At 78.4% G+C, this 17,327-nt stretch carries 12 protein-coding genes; 8 read left to right on the top strand and 4 right to left on the bottom strand.

The window, feature by feature from the left end; all coding sequences use genetic code 11:
- Window positions 1-10 precede the first annotated feature (10 nt).
- A complete protein-coding gene (locus D5H78_RS07945) occupies window positions 11-2,194 on the bottom strand; it encodes a putative bifunctional diguanylate cyclase/phosphodiesterase (protein ID WP_133412023.1) in 2,184 nt (727 codons plus the stop codon).
- Window positions 2,195-2,287: 93 nt separating this feature from the next.
- Window positions 2,288-3,841: an SDR family oxidoreductase gene (locus D5H78_RS07940; RefSeq protein ID WP_119949964.1), complete on the bottom strand. Its 1,554-nt coding sequence runs from the start codon at window positions 3,839-3,841 to the stop codon at window positions 2,288-2,290.
- A 153-nt stretch (window positions 3,842-3,994) separates the two neighbouring features.
- Between D5H78_RS07940 and D5H78_RS07935 the strand changes: the two genes are divergently transcribed.
- Window positions 3,995-5,659 carry a S8 family serine peptidase gene (locus D5H78_RS07935; RefSeq protein WP_177891163.1) on the top strand — a complete coding sequence of 555 codons (1,665 nt, stop codon included), beginning with the start codon at window positions 3,995-3,997 and terminating at the stop codon, window positions 5,657-5,659.
- Between the two features lie 110 nt (window positions 5,660-5,769).
- The gene (locus D5H78_RS07930) at window positions 5,770-8,322 is read left to right on the top strand and encodes a putative bifunctional diguanylate cyclase/phosphodiesterase (RefSeq protein WP_119949844.1); all 2,553 of its coding nucleotides are present in this window, start codon (window positions 5,770-5,772) and stop codon (window positions 8,320-8,322) included.
- Here D5H78_RS07930 and D5H78_RS07925 read toward each other — a convergent pair.
- On the bottom strand, window positions 8,298-9,449 hold the full coding sequence (locus D5H78_RS07925) for a mechanosensitive ion channel family protein (RefSeq protein ID WP_119949843.1): 1,152 nt from the start codon (window positions 9,447-9,449) through the stop codon (window positions 8,298-8,300). The two genes, D5H78_RS07930 and D5H78_RS07925, sit on opposite strands and share 25 nt — an antisense overlap.
- Before the next feature lie 38 nt (window positions 9,450-9,487).
- Entirely contained in the window at window positions 9,488-11,620 is a 2,133-nt protein-coding gene (locus D5H78_RS07920) for a prolyl oligopeptidase family serine peptidase (protein ID WP_119949842.1), read from the bottom strand.
- 177 nt (window positions 11,621-11,797) lie between these two features.
- On the opposite strand from D5H78_RS07920, the gene D5H78_RS07915 reads away from it, so the two are divergent.
- From D5H78_RS07915 to D5H78_RS07890, 6 genes are all read left to right on the top strand, one after another.
- Window positions 11,798-12,328 carry an HNH endonuclease gene (locus D5H78_RS07915; protein ID WP_119949841.1) on the top strand — a complete coding sequence of 177 codons (531 nt, stop codon included), beginning with the start codon at window positions 11,798-11,800 and terminating at the stop codon, window positions 12,326-12,328.
- Between the two features lie 69 nt (window positions 12,329-12,397).
- Window positions 12,398-12,769 (top strand): hypothetical protein, encoded by a 372-nt coding sequence (locus tag D5H78_RS07910; protein ID WP_133412022.1) that lies wholly within the window; start codon window positions 12,398-12,400, stop codon window positions 12,767-12,769.
- A gap of 45 nt (window positions 12,770-12,814) precedes the next feature.
- Window positions 12,815-14,269, top strand: coding sequence for an amidase (locus tag D5H78_RS07905; RefSeq protein ID WP_119949839.1), 1,455 nt, complete (start codon window positions 12,815-12,817; stop codon window positions 14,267-14,269).
- 73 nt (window positions 14,270-14,342) lie between these two features.
- Window positions 14,343-16,487: a 4-alpha-glucanotransferase gene (gene malQ, locus D5H78_RS07900; RefSeq protein ID WP_119949838.1), complete on the top strand. Its 2,145-nt coding sequence runs from the start codon at window positions 14,343-14,345 to the stop codon at window positions 16,485-16,487.
- Between the two features lie 17 nt (window positions 16,488-16,504).
- A complete protein-coding gene (gene ctaJ / locus D5H78_RS07895) occupies window positions 16,505-16,906 on the top strand; it encodes an aa3-type cytochrome oxidase subunit CtaJ (RefSeq protein ID WP_133412021.1) in 402 nt (133 codons plus the stop codon).
- Entirely contained in the window at window positions 16,884-17,270 is a 387-nt protein-coding gene (locus tag D5H78_RS07890) for a DUF5130 family protein (RefSeq protein WP_218566352.1), read from the top strand. Before ctaJ ends, D5H78_RS07890 begins: the two co-directional genes overlap by 23 nt.
- Window positions 17,271-17,327: the final 57 nt, after the last annotated feature.

Genomic DNA, 17,327 nt, shown 5'->3' with positions numbered 1-17,327 from the left:
GCGCCCCCGCTCACGACGCGGGGCTGGGCGCCGGCTGCCGGGGCCGCGCCCAGGCCGCGAGCCGCTCCGGCGGCAGCGGCCGGGCCAGGTGGTAGCCCTGGCCGTACCGCCACCCGGCGCGCACGAGCAGGCGCTGCTGCTCCGCGGTCTCGATGCCCTCCGCGACGCCGTACAGCCCGAGGCCCTCGGCCAGCCGGGCGACGGCCTCGACGACCGCGCCGGCGCGCGGGTCGGGGAGCGGGTCGACGAACGAGCGGTCGAGCTTGAGCCCGTCCACGGGCAGGTGCAGCAGGCGCCCCAGCGACGAGTAGCCCGTGCCGAAGTCGTCCACCGAGACGGGGACGCCGCGCTCGCGCAGCCCCTGCAGCACCGGGACGGTGCGCTCGGGGTCCTCCATGACCGCCGACTCGGTGAGCTCCACGGCCACCCGGTCGTACGGGACGCTGTGCCGCGCCACCGCCGCGTCCAGGGTCTCCAGGAGCGGGCCGTGGCGCAGGTGCCGCGCGCTGACGTTCACCGTGACCACGCCGACGTCGAGGCCCTGCCCGCGCCAGGCGGCGAGCTGGGCGACGGCCCGGTCGACGACGAGCTCGCCGAGCGCCACGACGAGGCCGCCGGACTCGGCGAGGGGCACGAACACGTCGGGCCCGACCCGCCCGTGCAGCGGGTCCTCCCACCGCGCGAGCGACTCCACGCCCACGACGGCGCCGGTGCGCAGGTCGACGATCGGCTGGTAGTGCAGCTCGAGCGCGCCGTCGGCCAGGGCGCGGCGCAGGCGGGCGAGCAGGCTCAGGCGGGCGGTCGGGTCGTCCGTCCGGGCGTCGTAGACGGCCGCGCCGCCGCGCCCGGCGCGCTTGGCCCGGTACATCGCGGCGTCGGCGTGCGCGAGCAGCTCGACGGCGTCCTGGGCGTCGGACGGGTAGAGGCTCACGCCGAGCGAGGCGCCGACCCCGTCCCGCACCTGCTCGCCGGTCCCGACGAGCGGGGCCGCGAGCCCGGCGCGCAGCGCCGCCGTCACCGCGACGGCGTGCTCGGGGCCCACCCCGGGCCCGTGCAGCACCACCATGAACTCGTCGCCGCCGTGGCGGGCGATCAGCGAGCCGGCGGGCGCCTCGGCGCGCAGGACGTCCGCCACGTGCGCGAGCAGCCGGTCCCCGGCGCCGTGCCCGTGCGCGTCGTTGATGTCCTTGAAGTCGTCGACGTCGAGGTAGAGCAGCGCGACCTGCTCGCCCCGCTCCTGCGCCGCCGCGAGGACGTCGGCGAGGTCGCGCTCGAGCGCGGCCCGGTTGAGCAGCCCGGTCAGCGGGTCGTGGTACGCGAGGTGCGCGAGCCGGTCCTCGAGCGCCCGGCGCTCGGAGATGTCCCGCAGGTAGCCGGTGAAGCGGGGCTCGCCGTCGACGTCGCTGCGCGTCATCGTCAGCTCCACCGGGAGCCGGCTGCCGTCGCGCCGCACGGCCTCGAGCTCGAGGCGCCGGCCGAAGCGGCCCGAGGGCTCCTGCTGCGCGTTGCGGGCGACGCCCGCGTCGTGCCCCGCCCGCATCTCCGGCGGCACCACGAGCGACGACAGCGGCACCCCGAGCGCCTCCTCGCGGGCCCAGCCGAAGCTCACCTCGGCCGCGCGGTTCCACTCGGTCACCCGTCCCCGGGCGTCCATGACCACGACGGCGTCCATCGCGGTGGCGAGCACGGAGCGCGTGGTCTCGCGGCTGCGGCGGGCCTCCCGCAGCGAGGCGCGCAGCGACACCTCGCTCACCGCGCTGGCGGCGAGGTCGCGCAGGACCTGCGCGTCGTCCTCGGTCCAGCCGTGCGGGAGGCGGTCCACGACGCAGAGCACGCCCAGCACCCCGCCGCCCGGGGCCAGCAGGGGCTCGCCGAGGTACGCCCGGACGCCGTGCGCCTCGAGCCGTGCGGGGTCGGTCGCGCCACCCAGGCGCCGTACGTCCTCGACCGCGACGGGGCGCGCCTGCGCGGCGACCCGTCCGCACAGGTCGGCGACCGCGGGGAACCGCTCCGGCAGCGGCGCGTGGTCGCTGCGCTGGGACAGCACGTGCTGCTCCGGCCCGTCGAGGAGGGACAGCAGCGCGACGGGCGCCCCGCAGGCGGCGGCGGCCGCCCGGGTCAGGCGGTCCAGGGCCGCCCGGTCGACGTCGCCGAGCCGCAGCCGCGGCCGCGCGGGCCCTCCCTCGTCGTGCACGTGCAGCACCGCGCCCCCCGGGTCGGCGCGCCCGCGGGTCGGGCGCAGCGCGGTCCATGATCGACAGGGCAGCGCCGCACCTTGAGCGACGGGTCAGGACGTCGCGCTGCGGACCTCCCGGCCCGACGCCGTGCGCGGGTCGGTGCCCGAGCGCTCCAGCTGCTCGGCGGCCACCGCGACGTTGCGCTGCATCTCCCCGAACACGATGCCGTGGAACGGCCAGACCGAGGCCCAGTACGCGTGCCCGGCCAGCCCGTGCGGGTGGAACAGGGCGCGCTGGCGGAAGACGGTGCGCCCCTGCTCGTCCCGCTCGACGAGCAGCTCGAGCCACGCCAGTCCCGGCACCCGCATCTCCGCGCGGAGCCGGATGAGGCGCGGCTCGTCGACCTCCTCCACCCGCCACCAGTCCAGGGCGTCGCCGACGTAGAGGTCGTCGGGGTCGCGCCGGCCCCGGCGCAGCCCGGGCCCGCCCTGCAGCCGGTCGAGCAGCCCCCGCACCCGCCAGGCGAGCGGGAAGGAGTACCAGCCGCGCTCGCCGCCGATGCCCTCCAGGACCCGCCAGAGCGACTCCGGCGAGGCGTCGACGACGCGCGAGCGGTCGTCGGTGTAGAGGCTGCCCCCGGCCCAGTCCGGGTCGCTGGGCAGCGGGTCGCTGGGGGCGCCGTACGTGGTCGCCGACGACCAGCGCGTCGGCACCTGCAGCTCGCGGATGCGCGTGAGGGCGAGCTCCACCGCGCGGTCGAAGCCGACGAGCCCGCCGGGCGGGTCGGGGACGTACTGCGCGATGTCGTGCTCGGAGCACACGACCGTGTTGCGCAGCGACTCCACGAGCGGGCGGGCGATGGCGTTCGGCACCGGCGTGATGACCTCGACCCAGTGGCTCGACAGCCGGGGGGTCAGCACCGGCACCGGGACGATGAGCCGCTTGCGCAGCCCGGCGATGCGCGCGTACCGCTGCATCATCTCCTCGTACGACAGCACGTCCGGACCGCCGATGTCGAAGGTGCGGCTCACCTCGGGCGGCAGCTCCGCGGCGCCCACGAGGTAGCGCAGCACGTCGCGGATGGCGATCGGCTGGATCCTGCTCTTGACCCACTTCGGGGTGACCATGGCCGGCAGCCGCTCGGTGAGGTAGCGCAGCATCTCGAAGGACGCCGAGCCCGAGCCGATGATGACCGCGGCGCGCAGGACGGCGGTCGGGCGCGTGGAGTCCAGGAGGATCTCGCCGACCTCGGCCCGCGAGCGCAGGTGCTGGCTCAGCTCCTCGTCCTCGGGGAGCAGCCCGCCGAGGTAGACGATGCGCCCGGTGCCCGCCGCGCGGGCGGCGCGGGCGAAGGTGCGCGCCGTGGTGCGGTCGGTGATCTCGAACGACGGGCCGGTGCCGAGGGCGTGGATGAGGTAGTACGCGACGTCGACGCCCTCCAGCGCCCGGCGGACCCCCTCGGGGTCGGTGGCGTCGGCCTCGACGACCTCCACCTCGCCGGCCCACGGCTGGTCGCGCACCTTCGCGCGCGCCCGGGTCATCACCCGCACCCGGTAGCCGGCGGACAGGAGCTCGGGGACGAGGCGCCCGCCGATGTAGCCGGTCGCGCCGGTGACGAGGCACAGCCGCCCCGGGCGGGCGGGCGCAGGACTGGGGTCCGTCATGGCGTCGAGCCTCCCCCGGGACGGGCCGTGCTGCACCCGGGGAGCCCGCACGACCCGTACGGCCCTGCGCCCGGGACCATCGGCCCGGGCCGCGCGGGTGGACCCGGGGCCCAGCCCTTGATGCGGAGCGTGACTGTCTCGACACTCGACGTCATGAGCACGGAAGCCACCTCCCGGGCGCCGCAGCGCGCCCCCCACCTCGCCAGCACGTCCTGGCGGGGGACCGCCCGGCGCGCGCTGGCCGCCGGGCTCGCCACCGGGGCCGCCCTGGGCGTCGCCGGGCCGGCCGCCGCAGCCGGGCCGGAGCCGCGGCCGGCAGCGGTCCAGCCGCTGAAGGACCGGTGGGGCGACGACACCACGGGCGAGGGCGGCAAGGCCGCCGCCCTCGACGGGGTGTGGCGCGCCGAGCGCGACCTCGGCTCGCTGTCCACGATCACCCGGGCCTACGGGGCGCAGGCCGTGTGGGCCACCCGGGACGCCGCGGGGCGCACCGTGACCGGCAAGGGCGTCACCGTCGCGGTGATCGACACCGGCGTGGCCGCGGTGCCGGGCCTCGACGCCCCCGGCAAGGTGCTCAACGGCCCCGACCTCAGCTACGACAGCCAGCAGGCCGGGACGCGCTACGTCGACGGCTACGGCCACGGCACGCACATGGCGGCGATCGTCGCCGGGCGCGACAGCGCGGTCCGCGCCGGCACCGAGCGCGACCCGCGGCACTTCGTGGGCGTGGCGCCGGACGCGCGCATCCTCAGCGTGAAGGTCGGCGCGAGCGACGGCGGCGCCGACGTCAGCCAGGTCATCGCCGCGGTCGACTGGGTCGTCGCCCACCGGGCCGAGACCGGCACGCGGGTCATCAACCTCTCGTACGGCACCCTCTCGCAGCAGCCCGCCGCGGTGGACCCGCTTGCCCGCGCCGTCGAGAACGCCTGGCGCAAGGGCATCGTGGTCGTGGCCAGCGCCGGCAACGACGGGCTGGCCAGCCCGCGCCTGGCGATGCCCGCCGAGGACCCGTACGTCATCGCCGTCGGGGCCGTCGACCACCGCGGCACGCCGGACCCCCGGGACGACCAGGTCGGGTCCTTCACCAACGGCGGCAGCACCGCCCGCCGCCCCGACGTGCTCGCCCCCGGCAAGTCCGTGGTCTCGCTGCGCGTGCCGGGCTCGGACGCCGACCGCCACCACCCGGAGGGGCGCCTGCCGGGCGACGCCGCCGGCCGCTTCTTCCGCGGCAGCGGCACGTCGCAGGCGGCGGCCGTGGTCTCCGGCTCGGTCGCCCTGCTGCTGCAGGCCCGCCCGTCGCTGACCCCCGACCAGGTCAAGGCGCTCCTGCGCGGCACGGCCGACCCGCTGGCGGTGGGGCACCCGGCGATGGGCGCCGGCGTCATCGACCTCAAGGGCGCCCTCGCTGCTCCGGCCCCCACCGCGCGGCAGGCCTGGCCGGCCTCCACCGGCCTCGGCACCCTCGAGGCGAGCCGCGGCGGCGACCACGTCGTCGACCCGGCGAACGGCCGCGCCCTCTTCGGGGAGGTGGACGCCCTCGGCGCCCCCTTCAGCTCCGCGCGCTGGGTGGCGGCCTCGACCGCCGGCACGGCGTGGTCCGGCGGCGCGTGGAACGGGCGCACCTGGACGGGCACCGGCTGGGCCACGGGCGGGTGGGCCCCCGCGGCCTGGACCGGCACCTCGTGGTCCGGCCTCGACTGGTCGACGCGCAGCTGGTCGGCCGACGCCTGGGCCGCCCGCAGCTGGCGCGGCACCGACTTCCTCGCCCGCAGCTGGCGGGGCAGCACCTGGCTGGCGCGCAGCTGGCGCGGCTTCTGACCGACCCCCTGCCGTCCGTGGTGGGCGGGGTCGTGGCGGCGGGGACGCGTCCGGGGGGCGCGTCCCCGCCGTCGTGCTCAAGCGGGGCGGCGGGGCGCCGATGGTGGGCCGTGGGGAAGATCGTCGAGCGGTGCCGCCGCCTGCGCGTCGAGCCGGTGCACGCGCTCGTGGCGCTGCAGGCCGCGCTGGCCGGCGGCGTGCTGCTGCTCACCCCCGGGGCCGGGAACGCCTCCGCGCTGTGGTGGTGGGCGCTGCTGCCGCTCTTCGCCGCGGCCGAGGTCCTCGTCGTCCACGTGCCGACCGAGCGCAGCTCGCACGCCCACACGCTCCGCGAGGTGCCGGCCGTCCTCGGGCTGGTCTTCCTCGCCCACCACGACTACGTCCTGGCCCACGTCCTCGGCAGCACGCTGGCGCTGCTGCTCTGGGCGCGCCAGCGCGGGACCAAGCTCGCCTTCAACGCCACGATGTTCGCCCTCGAGGCGTCCGTCGGCAGCGCGCTGTACCCCCTCCTGCTGGGCGGGGCCGAGGCGTCGGACCCGCGGGGCTGGACGGCGGCGCTGGCCGCGGTCCTCGTGACCGACCTGCTGGCCGCGGCCGCCGTGACCGCCGCCATCAGCGCGTCGGAGGGCCGCTACGACGGCCAGCTGCTCCGCGAGGCGCTGCGCGGGGGCCTCGTGGCGGCGATGATCAACACCTGCCTGGCGCTGCTCGTGGTGGTGCTCGTGCTGGAGAGCCCGGGCGCGCTGCCGCTGCTCGGCGCCGTGCTCCTGCTGCTCGTGGCCGGGTACCGGGCGTACGTCCGGCTCGGCAGCGGGTACGGGCGGCTGCAGCTGCTCTACCGCTTCGTCGGCGCCGCGCAGCGCCCGGGCGAGGGCGGCGCCACGGCGGCCGCCCTGGCGGAGGACGCGCGGGAGCTGCTCCGGGCGGACCGGGCCGAGCTCGTGCTGCTCCCGGGGGCCGGCGGGCCGGGCGCGCGGACCGCGGCCGTGCGCGACGGCGGTGTGAGCACCCGGGACTGGGACGGGTCGCCGGCGCCCGACGACGCGTGGTGGCGCCCCGCCCTGGACGGCGAGCCCGTCCTGCTGCGCCACGCGGGCCGCCCGCGCGGCACCGGCGACGGGCCGGCGGCGGCCCCCCGCGACGGCATCGCGGTGCCGCTGCGGGCCGAGGGGGTGCGCGGCGCGCTCGTCGTCGCCGAGCGCCTCTTCGAGGAGGAGACCTTCAGCCAGCAGGACCTGCGGCTCCTGGAGACCCTCGGCGCGCACGCCGCCGTGGCCCTGGACCGCGCGCGCCTCGTCGACCGGCTGCGCGCGGTCGCCGCGCAGCGCGAGCACGAGGCCCTGCACGACGCCCTCACCGGGCTGCCCAACCGGCGCTGGCTCACCGCGCAGCTGGACGCCCTGCTGCGCGCCGGCGACGCGGGCGCCCTCGTACTGCTCGGGCTCGACGACTTCCGCGACGTGAACGACACCCTCGGGCACAGCGCGGGCGACGCCCTGCTGCGCAGCGTCGCCGACCGCCTGCGGACCGCGGCGCCCGGGGCGGTGGCCCGCCTCGGGGGCGACGAGTTCGCGGTCCTGCTGCCCGGGGTCGCGGTCGACGCCGCCGTGGACGTCGCCGCGGCGCTCGCGCACGGGGTCGGGCGCGCGGCTGACGTGCAGGGCCTGGCGGTCACGGTGCAGGCGAGCGCCGGCGTGGCCGGCCTCGGCGCCGGCCGCGGCCCGGGGCCCGCCGGGGGCCCCGCGACCGCGGAGGCGCTGCTCTCCGCGGCGGACGTGGCGCTGTGCCGGGCCAAGGAGCGGCGCAGCGCCGTGGAGGCGTACCGGCCCGAGGACGGGGAGGCGACGCGGCGGCGCATGGTGCTCGCGCGCGACCTGCCGCGCGCCCTGGAGGACGGCATCGAGGTGTGGTTCCAGCCGCAGGCGCGCGCCGCGGACGGCGCGGTCACCGGTGCGGAGGCGCTGCTGCGCTGGGAGCACCCGCGCTACGGGGCCGTCCCGCCGCCGGAGGTGGTCGCGGTGGCGGAGCGCACCGGGCTGCTGCGCCGCCTCACCGACCGCGTCCTCGCCGCGGCGCTCGCGGCGCGCGCCGACTGGGCGCGGGCCGGGCACGAGCTGGACGTCTCGGTGAACGTCACGGCGGCGGACGTGGCGGACGAGGGGCTCGTCGCCGCCGTCGCCGCGGCGCTCGCCGGCACCGCCACGCCGCCCGCGCGGCTCACCGTCGAGATCACCGAGAGCGGCGCCATGGAGGACCCCGAGCGGTGCCTCGCCGTGCTCGACCGGCTCGCCGGCCTCGGCGTGCGCCTGAGCGTCGACGACTTCGGCACCGGGCACAGCTCGCTGGCCTACCTCGACCGCCTGCCGGTGCACGAGGTCAAGGTGGACCGCTCCTTCGTCGCACGCCTGGACGCGGCCGGCTCCGACGCCACCGTGGTGCGCACCACCGTGGCGCTGGCGCACCAGCTGGGGCTGCAGGTGGTCGCGGAGGGCGTGGAGGTCCCCGCGCAGTGGCGGGCGGTCGCCGACCTGGGCTGCGAGCTCGTGCAGGGCTACGGGCTGGCCCGGCCCCTGCCCCCCGAGGCGGTCCTCGCCTGGCTCGACGCGCACCGGGCCGGGGCAGGACCGGGCCTGCGGGGTCAGCCCGCCGCGTCGCGCGGCTGAGCGCCCGCACCCTCGGCGCCGGGCCCCTGCGCGCCCGTCCACATCATCCGCTGGAACGGGAACGGCACGCCCTCGCGGTCGAAGGCTGCGGTGATGCGCTGGCGCAGCTCGCGCGCGACGTCCCACTGCTTGAGCGGCACCGTCTTGACCACGGCGCGCACGACGAGGGCGTCGGCCGTGGTCGCCTCCACGCCCCACACCTCCGGCTCCTCGAGCACCAGCTCGGCGAAGGCGGGGTCCTCGGCGAGGGCGTGCGCCTCGGCCTGCATGATCGAGCGCACCTTCGCCACGTCGGTGCCGGGCGCGACCTGCATGTCGAGCACCGCCCGCGCCCAGCCCTGGCTCATGTTGCCGACGCGCAGGACCTCGCCGTTGCGGACGTACCAGACCGTCCCGTCGACCGACCGCAGCCGGGTGATGCGCAGGCCCACCGCCTCGACGCTGCCGGACGCCTCGCCGAGGTCGACGACGTCGCCGACGCCGTACTGGTCCTCGAGGATCATGAACATGCCGGACAGGAAGTCCTTGACGAGCGTCTGCGCGCCGAAGCCGAGCGCCACGCCGAGGATCCCGGCGCTCGCCAGCAGCGGCGCGATGTCGAGGCCGAGCTCGGCGAGCACCATGAGCCCGGCGATGGAGAAGACGACGCCGGTGGTGACGCTGCGCAGGACCGAGCCCATCGTCTCCGCGCGCTGCTTGCGGCGCTCGGACACCAGGGGGCTGTCGTAGAGCAGCTCGCGCGCCTTGCCGCGCTGCAGCGCACCGGGCACCGTGCCCTCGCCGACCCGGGCGGCCAGGCGGGTGATGAGCCGGTGCAGCAGCCGGCGCAGGACGACCGCCACGAGCAGGACGAACAGCACCGTCGCGGGCTTGGCGACGACCCAGTCCGAGGAGCGCGCGAGCCACTCGCTGCCGGTCACGTCGTAGACCCGCCGGCACAGGGACTCCGCCTGCGCCGGGTCCTGCCAGCACGCCAGGCCCGGGGTCGCCTCCTGGTCGTCGCCGGTGAGGCGGGCCACGAGGTCCTCCAGCGACGGCGTCGCGGCGCCCGAGGGCGTCGGCGTCGGGGCCGGGACGGCGGCGCCCGGGGTGGCGGCGGGCGCGGGGGCGGCGAGCGGGGACGGCACGGGGTCCTCTCGGGGACGGGGTCGGGTCGCGGTCGAGGCTAGCCAGCGGCGCCCAGGGGCAGGCCGGTGCGCGCCGCGGCGAAGGCGAGGGAGTCCGCGCTGAGCGCCACGGTGCGGGTCACCGAGCGCGCCCCGTGCCCGACGTCGCCCTCGCGGCGCAGCAGCACCGGGCGCGGTCCGCTGGTCGCGTGCTGCAGGGCGGCGCAGAGCTTGCGCGCGTGCAGCGGGTCGACGCGGGTGTCGCCGTCGAAGACGGTGAAGAGCACCGCCGGGTAGTCGACCCCCTCGCGCACCCGGTGGTACGGCGAGTACGACAGCAGCCAGCCCAGCTCCTCGGGGTCCTCGGCGGTGCCGTACTCGTCGTTCCAGGTCGCGCCGAGCCCGAACCGCTCGTAGCGGACCATGTCGAGCAGCGGCGCGCTGCAGACGACGGCGGCGAACAGGTCGGGCCGCTGCGTCAGGGCCGCGCCCACGAGGAGCCCGCCGTTCGACCCGCCGCTGACCGACAGCTGCTCGCGCGTCGTCCACCCCTCGGCCAGCAGGTGCTCGGCGGCGGCGTGGAAGTCGTCGAACACGGCCTGCTTGTGCTCGCGCATGCCGGCCCGGTGCCACGCCTCGCCCTCCTCGGAGCCGCCGCGCAGGTTCGCCACCACGTAGACCCCGCCGGCCTCGACCCACGCGAGCGTGCTCGCGGAGTAGCCCGGGGCCAGCGGCACGCCGAACCCGCCGTACCCGTAGAGCACGGTCGGGCGCGGGCGGTCGGGGCCGTCGCCGTCGGCCGCCGGGGACACCACGAACATCCGCACCCGCGTGCCGTCCGCCGAGCGGTAGACGACCTGGCGCGTGCGCACCGGCGGCACCTGCACGGAGCCCGGCGGGCGGGCCCAGACCGAGACCTCGCCCGTCGTGGCGTCGTAGCGGTGCACCGTCGGCGGCGTCACGTGGTCCGTGTAGGAGAACCAGGCCTCGTGCCCGCCCTCGGGCCGCTCGCGCAGCCCGCCGACCGACCCCAGGCCGGGCAGGTCGAGCGAGCCCCGGCGCGCCCCCGTCGCGAGGTCGTGCACGCTCACCTCGCCCACGGCGTGCCGCGTCCACGAGACCAGCAGCAGCGGCTCGGCGAGGGCCTCGCCGTCGAGGACCGCGTAGGACTCGAGCACCGCCTCGGGGTCCTCCGGGACCAGGTCGCGCCACCCCCCGTGCGCCGGGTCGGCGGGGTCGGCCACCGCGAGGCGGCCGCGCGGGGCGTCGCGGTCGGTCAGGACGTACGCCCGCCCGTCGCGCCCCACGTGCAGCGAGGTCTGCGCGTCCACCCCCTGCTGGACCGGGCGCAGGTCCGGCGCCCCCGGCGAGGACGCCGACAGGTCGGCCAGCCACAGGTCGTTGCGCGGCGCGGTCCCGGCGGACGCCGACACGGCCAGCCAGCGCCCGTCGAGGCTCACCGAGACCCCGTAGTAGTTGGTCCTCTCCAGGCCGGCCCCGAGGACCTCGACGTCCTCGGCGGGGTCGGTGCCCAGCCGGTGCAGCCACACCCTCCGGTGGTACTGCTCCTCGCCCGCGGGTACCTGCTCCGGCGCCAGGCGCCGGACGTAGTAGTACGCCCGCCCGCCCGGCAGCCAGGCCACCGGGGAGTAGCGGGCGCGGTCGACCGGGCCGTCGACGACCTCGCCGGTGGCGACGTCGAGCACCCGCAGCACCGACTCCTCCGTGCCGCCCTCGGACACCTGGTACGCCAGCAGGCCGCCCTCCTTGCTCGGCTGCCAGGCGTCGAGCGTGGTGAGGCCGGACGGGTCCAGCGCGACCGGGTCGACGAGCACCCGCTCCGTGCCGTCGGGGTCGACCGTGAGCAGGACGCCGTGCTCCTGCCCCGCCGTGCGGCGCACGAGGAAGCGCCGCTCGCCGCGCCAGACCGGGGGCGACTCGACGCCGGCGCCCAGCAGGGCGCGCAGGCGCCCGCGCAGGTGCTCGCGCCCGGGCAGCGCCTCGAGCCGCGCGGCGCACAGGGCGTCCTGGGCCGCCGACCAGGCGGCGGTGCGCGGGTCGTCGGGGTCCTCGAGCCAGCGGTAGGGGTCGGCCACCCGGTGCCCGTGCAGCTCCTCGACGAGGTCCAGCCGGTCGGCCGGGGGGTAGTCGGGACGGGTCTCGGGCGCGGCGGGGGAGGGCTGGCTCGTCACGGGCGCGAGCCTAGGGCGCGGGACCGACCGGTCGCCGGGCCGCGGCGCGGCGCCGCGCCCGCGCGCACCCCGCCGCGCCCGCGCGCATTGACGGTGGCGGGAGCGGGGTGCGAAGGGCGACACTCGTGCCCAACGCCGGCGTGAGCCACACGCCGGGCGCCCCCGAGGAGGCCCCCGATGGCCCACGCGCTGGTCCTCAACGCGACGTACGAGCCGCTCTGCGTCGTGCCGCAGCGCCGCGCCCTCGTCCTCGTCCTGTCCCGCAAGGCGGTAGCCCTGGAGGCCTCCGGCGTCGTCGTGCGCGCGGCGGCGCTGAGCGTCGACGCCCCGGCGGTCGTGCGGCTCGTGCGGTTCGTCAAGGTGCCCTACCGCGGCCCCGTCCCCCTGACGCGGCGCGCGGTGTTCGCCCGCGACGGGGGGCGCTGCGCGTACTGCGGGGGGTCGGCGGCGACGATCGACCACGTGGTCCCGCGCAGCCGCGGCGGGCGGCACGAGTGGGGCAACGTCGTCGCGGCCTGCCACCGCTGCAACCACGTCAAGGGCGACCGGCACGTGGCCGAGCTCGGCTGGCGGCTGCGCCACCCGCCCGGGCAGCCGGTGGGGCAGGCGTGGCGCATCCTGGGGACGGGGCGCAGCGACCCCTGCTGGGGGCCGTACCTCGCGGCCTTCGGCGGCGAGGACCTCGGCGTCGCCCCCGCCAGCGCGTAGGCGCCGCGGGGGCGGGCAGCCGAGGGGCCCGGGCCGAGGGCGGCCCGGTGGACGCGGGAGGTGGGGGCGGTGCAGCTCCCGGAGGGACCGGGGCCGTGGCTCGCCGCGGCCGCGGCGGCGCTCGCGCTGGGGGCCGGCCTGCGCCGGGCGCCGGGGGTGCTCCGGGCGGCGCCGCGGGTCCCGCCGCGCGACCCGCCGCTGGAGCGGCTGGCCCGCGACCTGCACCGGCTGCTGGGCGAGCTCGAGCGCATCGAGCGCTCCGACCTGCCGGCCAAGGCGGCGCGGCTGCGGGCGACCGCGCTGGCGTACGACGACGTGCTGCTCGCCGCGGCCCGGGCGCTCGAGGCCGTCGACCTGCCGCCGGCGGTCGCGCCGCCGCTGCCCGCGGCGCAGCGGATCGAGGTCGAGGCCGCGCTGGCGCGCCAGGGGCTGCGCTGGTGAGCCGCGCCCGCCGTCCCGTCGGCGGTGGCCGCTAGCGTCCCGCCCATGACCGCCGGGGGCAGCGCGCCGCACGACCTCACCGCCCTGGAGCAGGCTGCCGCGCTGCGCGCGGGCGAGCTCGACCCCGTCGAGCTCGTCGAGCACTACGAGGCGCGCGCGGAGCGCCTCGACGCCGTCGTCGGGGCGTTCGCGACCCGGACCCCGGAGCGGGCCCTGGAGCAGGCGCGCGCGGCCCGGGCCCGGCTGGCCGCCGCGCGGGCCGGCGGCGAGCTCGCGGAGCTGGCCGCCCGGGCACCGCTGTTCGGGGTGCCCGTGCCGGTGAAGGACCTGCACGCCGTGGCCGGCGTGCGGATGCGCGCGGGCTCGCGCGTCGTCGACGTGGTGCCGGAGGTCGACGACCACGTCGTGCGGCGCCTCGCCGCCGCCGGCGCCACGATGACCGGCAAGACGAGCGCGCCCGAGCTCGGCCTGCCCTGCTACACCGAGCCCGACGTGGCCCCGCCCGCCCGCTCGCCCTGGGACCTCGCGCGCTCCGCGGGCGGGTCGAGCGGCGGCGCGGCGGCCGCGGTGGCGGCCGGGCTCGCGCCGGTGGCGCACGGGTCCGACGGCGGCGGCTCGATCCGCATCCCGGCGAGCGCCTGCGGGCTCGTCGGGCTCAAGCCCAGCCGCGGGCGGGTCAGCGGGGGCCCGCTGCCCGGCGCCGTCGGCGACCTCGGGGTGCACGGGCCGCTGGCGCGCACCGTCGCCGACGCGGCCGCGCTGCTCGACGCGATGGCCGGTGCCTGGCCCGGCGACCCGTTCGCGGCGCCGCCGCTGCCGCCGGGGACGACGTTCCTCGCCGCGGCGGGCCGGCCCCCGGGGCGGCTGCGGGTGGGCCGGCACCGGGTGCCGCCGGTGCCCGGCGCGGTGGTCGCGCCGGAGGTGGTCGCGGCGTACGACGCGGCGAGCGCCCTGCTGGAGGACCTCGGCCACGACGTCGAGGAGGTGCCGGCGCCGTTCGGGCCCGACGTCGTCCCGCACTTCGAGGTGCTCTGGTCGGTGTCGGCCCTGCAGGTCCCGCTCCCGCCGGCCGCCGAGCCCCTGCTGCGCCCGCTGACCCGGTGGCTGCGCGAGCGCGGCCGCGCCGTGAGCGGCCTCGGGCTGGCCCAGGCCCAGGGGGCCGGGCGCACCGCGGCGCGCCGCGCGCTCGAGGCCACGGCGGCGTACGACGTGGTGCTCACCCCCACGCTGGCGCAGCTGCCGGCGCCGGTGGGCGGGCTGCGGGACGACGACGACCCGGCCGCGGACTTCGCGGCGCAGAAGGCGTTCACGCCCTTCACCTCCACGGCCAACCTCACCGGCCAGCCGGCGCTCTCGCTGCCGCTGGGGACCACCGCGCAGGGGCTGCCCGTCGGGGTGCAGCTGCTCGGCCGCTACGGCGAGGAGGCCCTCCTGCTCGCCCTGGGCGGGCAGCTCGAGGCGGCGGCGCCCTGGCGGGGGCGGGTGCCCGCGCTGTGGTGACGGACCGCCTCCGGGTCGTCGCGGCGCGGGTGGGAGGATCCTGCGGCCCGCACGCGAGCAGCAGGAGACCCCCGTGACCGCAGACAGCGCCCTCGACGAGCTGGCGAGCTCGTACGGCGTCGCCACCGGCTTCGTCGACTGGCAGGGCCGGCCGACGGACGTGCCCGAGGAGACCGTACGGGCGGTCCTCGCCGCCCTCGGCGTCGACGCCTCCACCCCCGAGGCGGTGCGCCGCGCGGCCGCCGAGCGCGCCGACGCGCCGTGGCGGCGCCTCGCCCCCGTCTGCACCGTCACCCGGCAGGGCCGCGCGCCCTGGGTCCGGGCGCACGTGCCGCACGGCGACCCGGTGCGGGTGCACGTCGAGCTCGAGGAGGGCGGTCGCCGGGAGCTGCGCCAGGTCGACCACTGGGTGGACCCGCGCGAGGTCGACGGCGTCCTCACCGGCGCGGCCACCTTCGAGGTGCCGGGCGACCTGCCGCTGGGCTACCACCGGCTCGTCGCCCGCAGCGGCGAGCGCGAGGAGTCCGGCGCGCTCGTCGTCACCCCCGCGTGGCTGGGGCTTCCCGCGTCCCTCGGGGACCGGCGCGCGTGGGGCTTCACCGCGCAGCTCTACTCGGTGCGCTCGGAGCGTTCGTGGGGCCACGGCGACCTCGCCGACCTCGCCGAGCTCGGCGCCTGGAGCGCCCGCGAGCTCGGGGCGGGCTTCGTGCTCGTCAACCCGCTGCACGCGCCCGACCCGGTCCCGCCGATCGAGCCGTCGCCCTACCTGCCGTCGACGCGCCGCTTCGTCAGCCCCCTCTACCTGCGGGTCGAGGACGTGCCGGAGTACGCCTACCTCGGCGGGCCCGAGCGCTCCCGGGTGCAGCGGCTGGCCAAGGCGCGCCGCGCGACCAACGAGCAGGACGTGCAGCTCGACCGCAGCGCGGTCTGGAAGGCCAAGAGCGCGGCGCTGGCCCTCGTCCACGCGGTGGAGCGCTCGCCGCGGCGCCAGGCGGCGTTCGCCGCGTTCGTCGCGCGGGAGGGGCAGGGCCTCGTCGACTTCGCCACCTGGTGCGCGCTCGCCGAGGTGCACGGCGCCCAGTGGCAGGAGTGGCCGCAGGAGCTGCGCGACCCCCGCTCGCCGGCCGTCGCCCGCGCCCGCGAGGAGCTGCGCGAGCGGGTCGACCTGCACTGCTGGATGCAGTGGGTGCTCGACGAGCAGCTCGCGCGCGCCCAGCGCGAGTGCCTCGAGGCGGGGATGCCGCTGGGCGTGGTCCACGACCTCGCGGTCGGCGTGCACCCCACGGGGGCGGACGCCTGGTCGCTGCAGGACGTCCTGGCCCGCGACGTCAACGTGGGGGCGCCGCCGGACGCCTTCAACCAGCAGGGCCAGGACTGGTCGCAGCCGCCGTGGCGCCCGGACCGGCTCGCCGAGCTGGGCTACGCCCCGTTCCGCGACATGATCCGCACGATCCTGCGCCACGCCGGCGGCATCCGGGTGGACCACGTGCTCGGCCTCTTCCGCCTCTGGTGGGTGCCCGCGGGGGCCGCCGCGGACCGCGGGACCTACGTCCGCTACGACGCCGAGGCGATGGTCGGCGTCCTCGCGCTGGAGGCCGCGCGCGCCGGGGCCGTCGTGGTGGGCGAGGACCTCGGCACGGTCGAGCCGGGGGTGCGCGAGCACCTCGCCGAGCGCGGCGTCCTGGGCACGTCGATCCTGTGGTTCGAGCGCGACGGCGAGGGCCGCCCGCTGCCGCCGGAGCGCTGGCGCGAGCTCACGCTCGCCGCGGTGACCACGCACGACCTGCCCCCGACGGCCGGCTACCTGCAGGGCGAGCACATCAGGATCCGCTCGGAGCTGGGCCTGCTGACGCGCGACGTCGAGGAGGAGCGGCGCATCGACGCCGAGGAGCAGGCGGCCTGGCTCGCGCTGCTGCGCGAGCGGGGCCTCGTGCCCGAGGACCCCTCGCCCCGCGAGGTGGTCGAGGGGCTGCACCGCCTCCTCGCGCAGTCGCCGTCCCGGCTGCTCGGCGTGGCCCTGCCCGACGCCACCGGCGACGTGCGCGCGCTGAACCAGCCGGGCACCTCCGACGAGTACCCGAACTGGCGCCTGCCGCTGTCGGACGGCGACCGGCGGCCCCTGCTGCTCGAGGAGGTCGTGCGCTCGGAGCGGGCGCGCGCCCTCGCCGCGGCGGTCGGCGGCGCGCCGCTGCCCGCCCACGAGGGTGGTGGGCGGTGACCGGTACGGTGTCCCGCGTGACCGCTCGTCCTGCCGCCCCCCGCGCCCGGGGGACCGCGAGGGCCGCGACGTCGGCGGCCGCCGGCCTCGTCGCGCTCGGGGTCCCGCTCCTCTCGGTGCTGTCCGCCTCGCCGGCGGCCGCGGTCTACCGCGACGACGGCGACGACCCGGGCGCCGGCCTGTCGGCCCTGGAGACGGTCGGGGTCTTCGTGGGCCTGCCCGTGCTGCTCTTCGCGGTCATCACCGCGCTGGTGTACGCGACGAACCGCGGCGGCGAGCGCCGCTACCGCCCGGGTGCCGGCTGGTACTCCGCGCCGGTCTGGTTCCACGGCCCGCCGGCGCACGAGCGGCCCAAGGACGTCGACGACCTGCCCACCGAGGGCACGATGGCGGGGGGTGGCGCGAGTGCCCGCTGGTGAGGCGTTCACCGAGCGCGAGGCCGAGGACATCCGCCGGGCGCTGCGCGTCGCCGAGCAGGTCAGCGGCCTCGCCTTCTCCGTCTACGTCGGGAACGTGCCCGGCGAGGACGCCCGCTCCGGGGCCCGCGAGCTGCACGCCCAGCTGCCCGACCCGGCGCGCAGCGTCCTGCTGACGATCGACCCGGGCGCGCGCACCATCGAGGTGGTCACCGGCAGCGAGGCGGTCCGCCGCGTCGACGACCGCTCGTGCAGCCTCGCGACGATGTCGATGTCGTCGGCCTTCGCCGGCGGGGACCTCGCGGGGGGCATCGCCGAGGGCGTGCGCATGCTCGGCGACCACGCGCACTCCTCCCGCCGGCGCTGAGCGCCGGCCCCGCGGGACCGGCCGACCCCGCCGTCGGGGTGGGCCCGCCCTCCTGAG

The sequence above is a fragment of the Vallicoccus soli genome (assembly GCF_003594885.1).
Lineage (GTDB): Bacteria > Actinomycetota > Actinomycetes > Motilibacterales > Motilibacteraceae > Vallicoccus > Vallicoccus soli.
The sequence above is the reverse complement of the archived record's forward strand: the minus strand, read 5'-3'. Positions and strand labels throughout refer to the sequence as shown.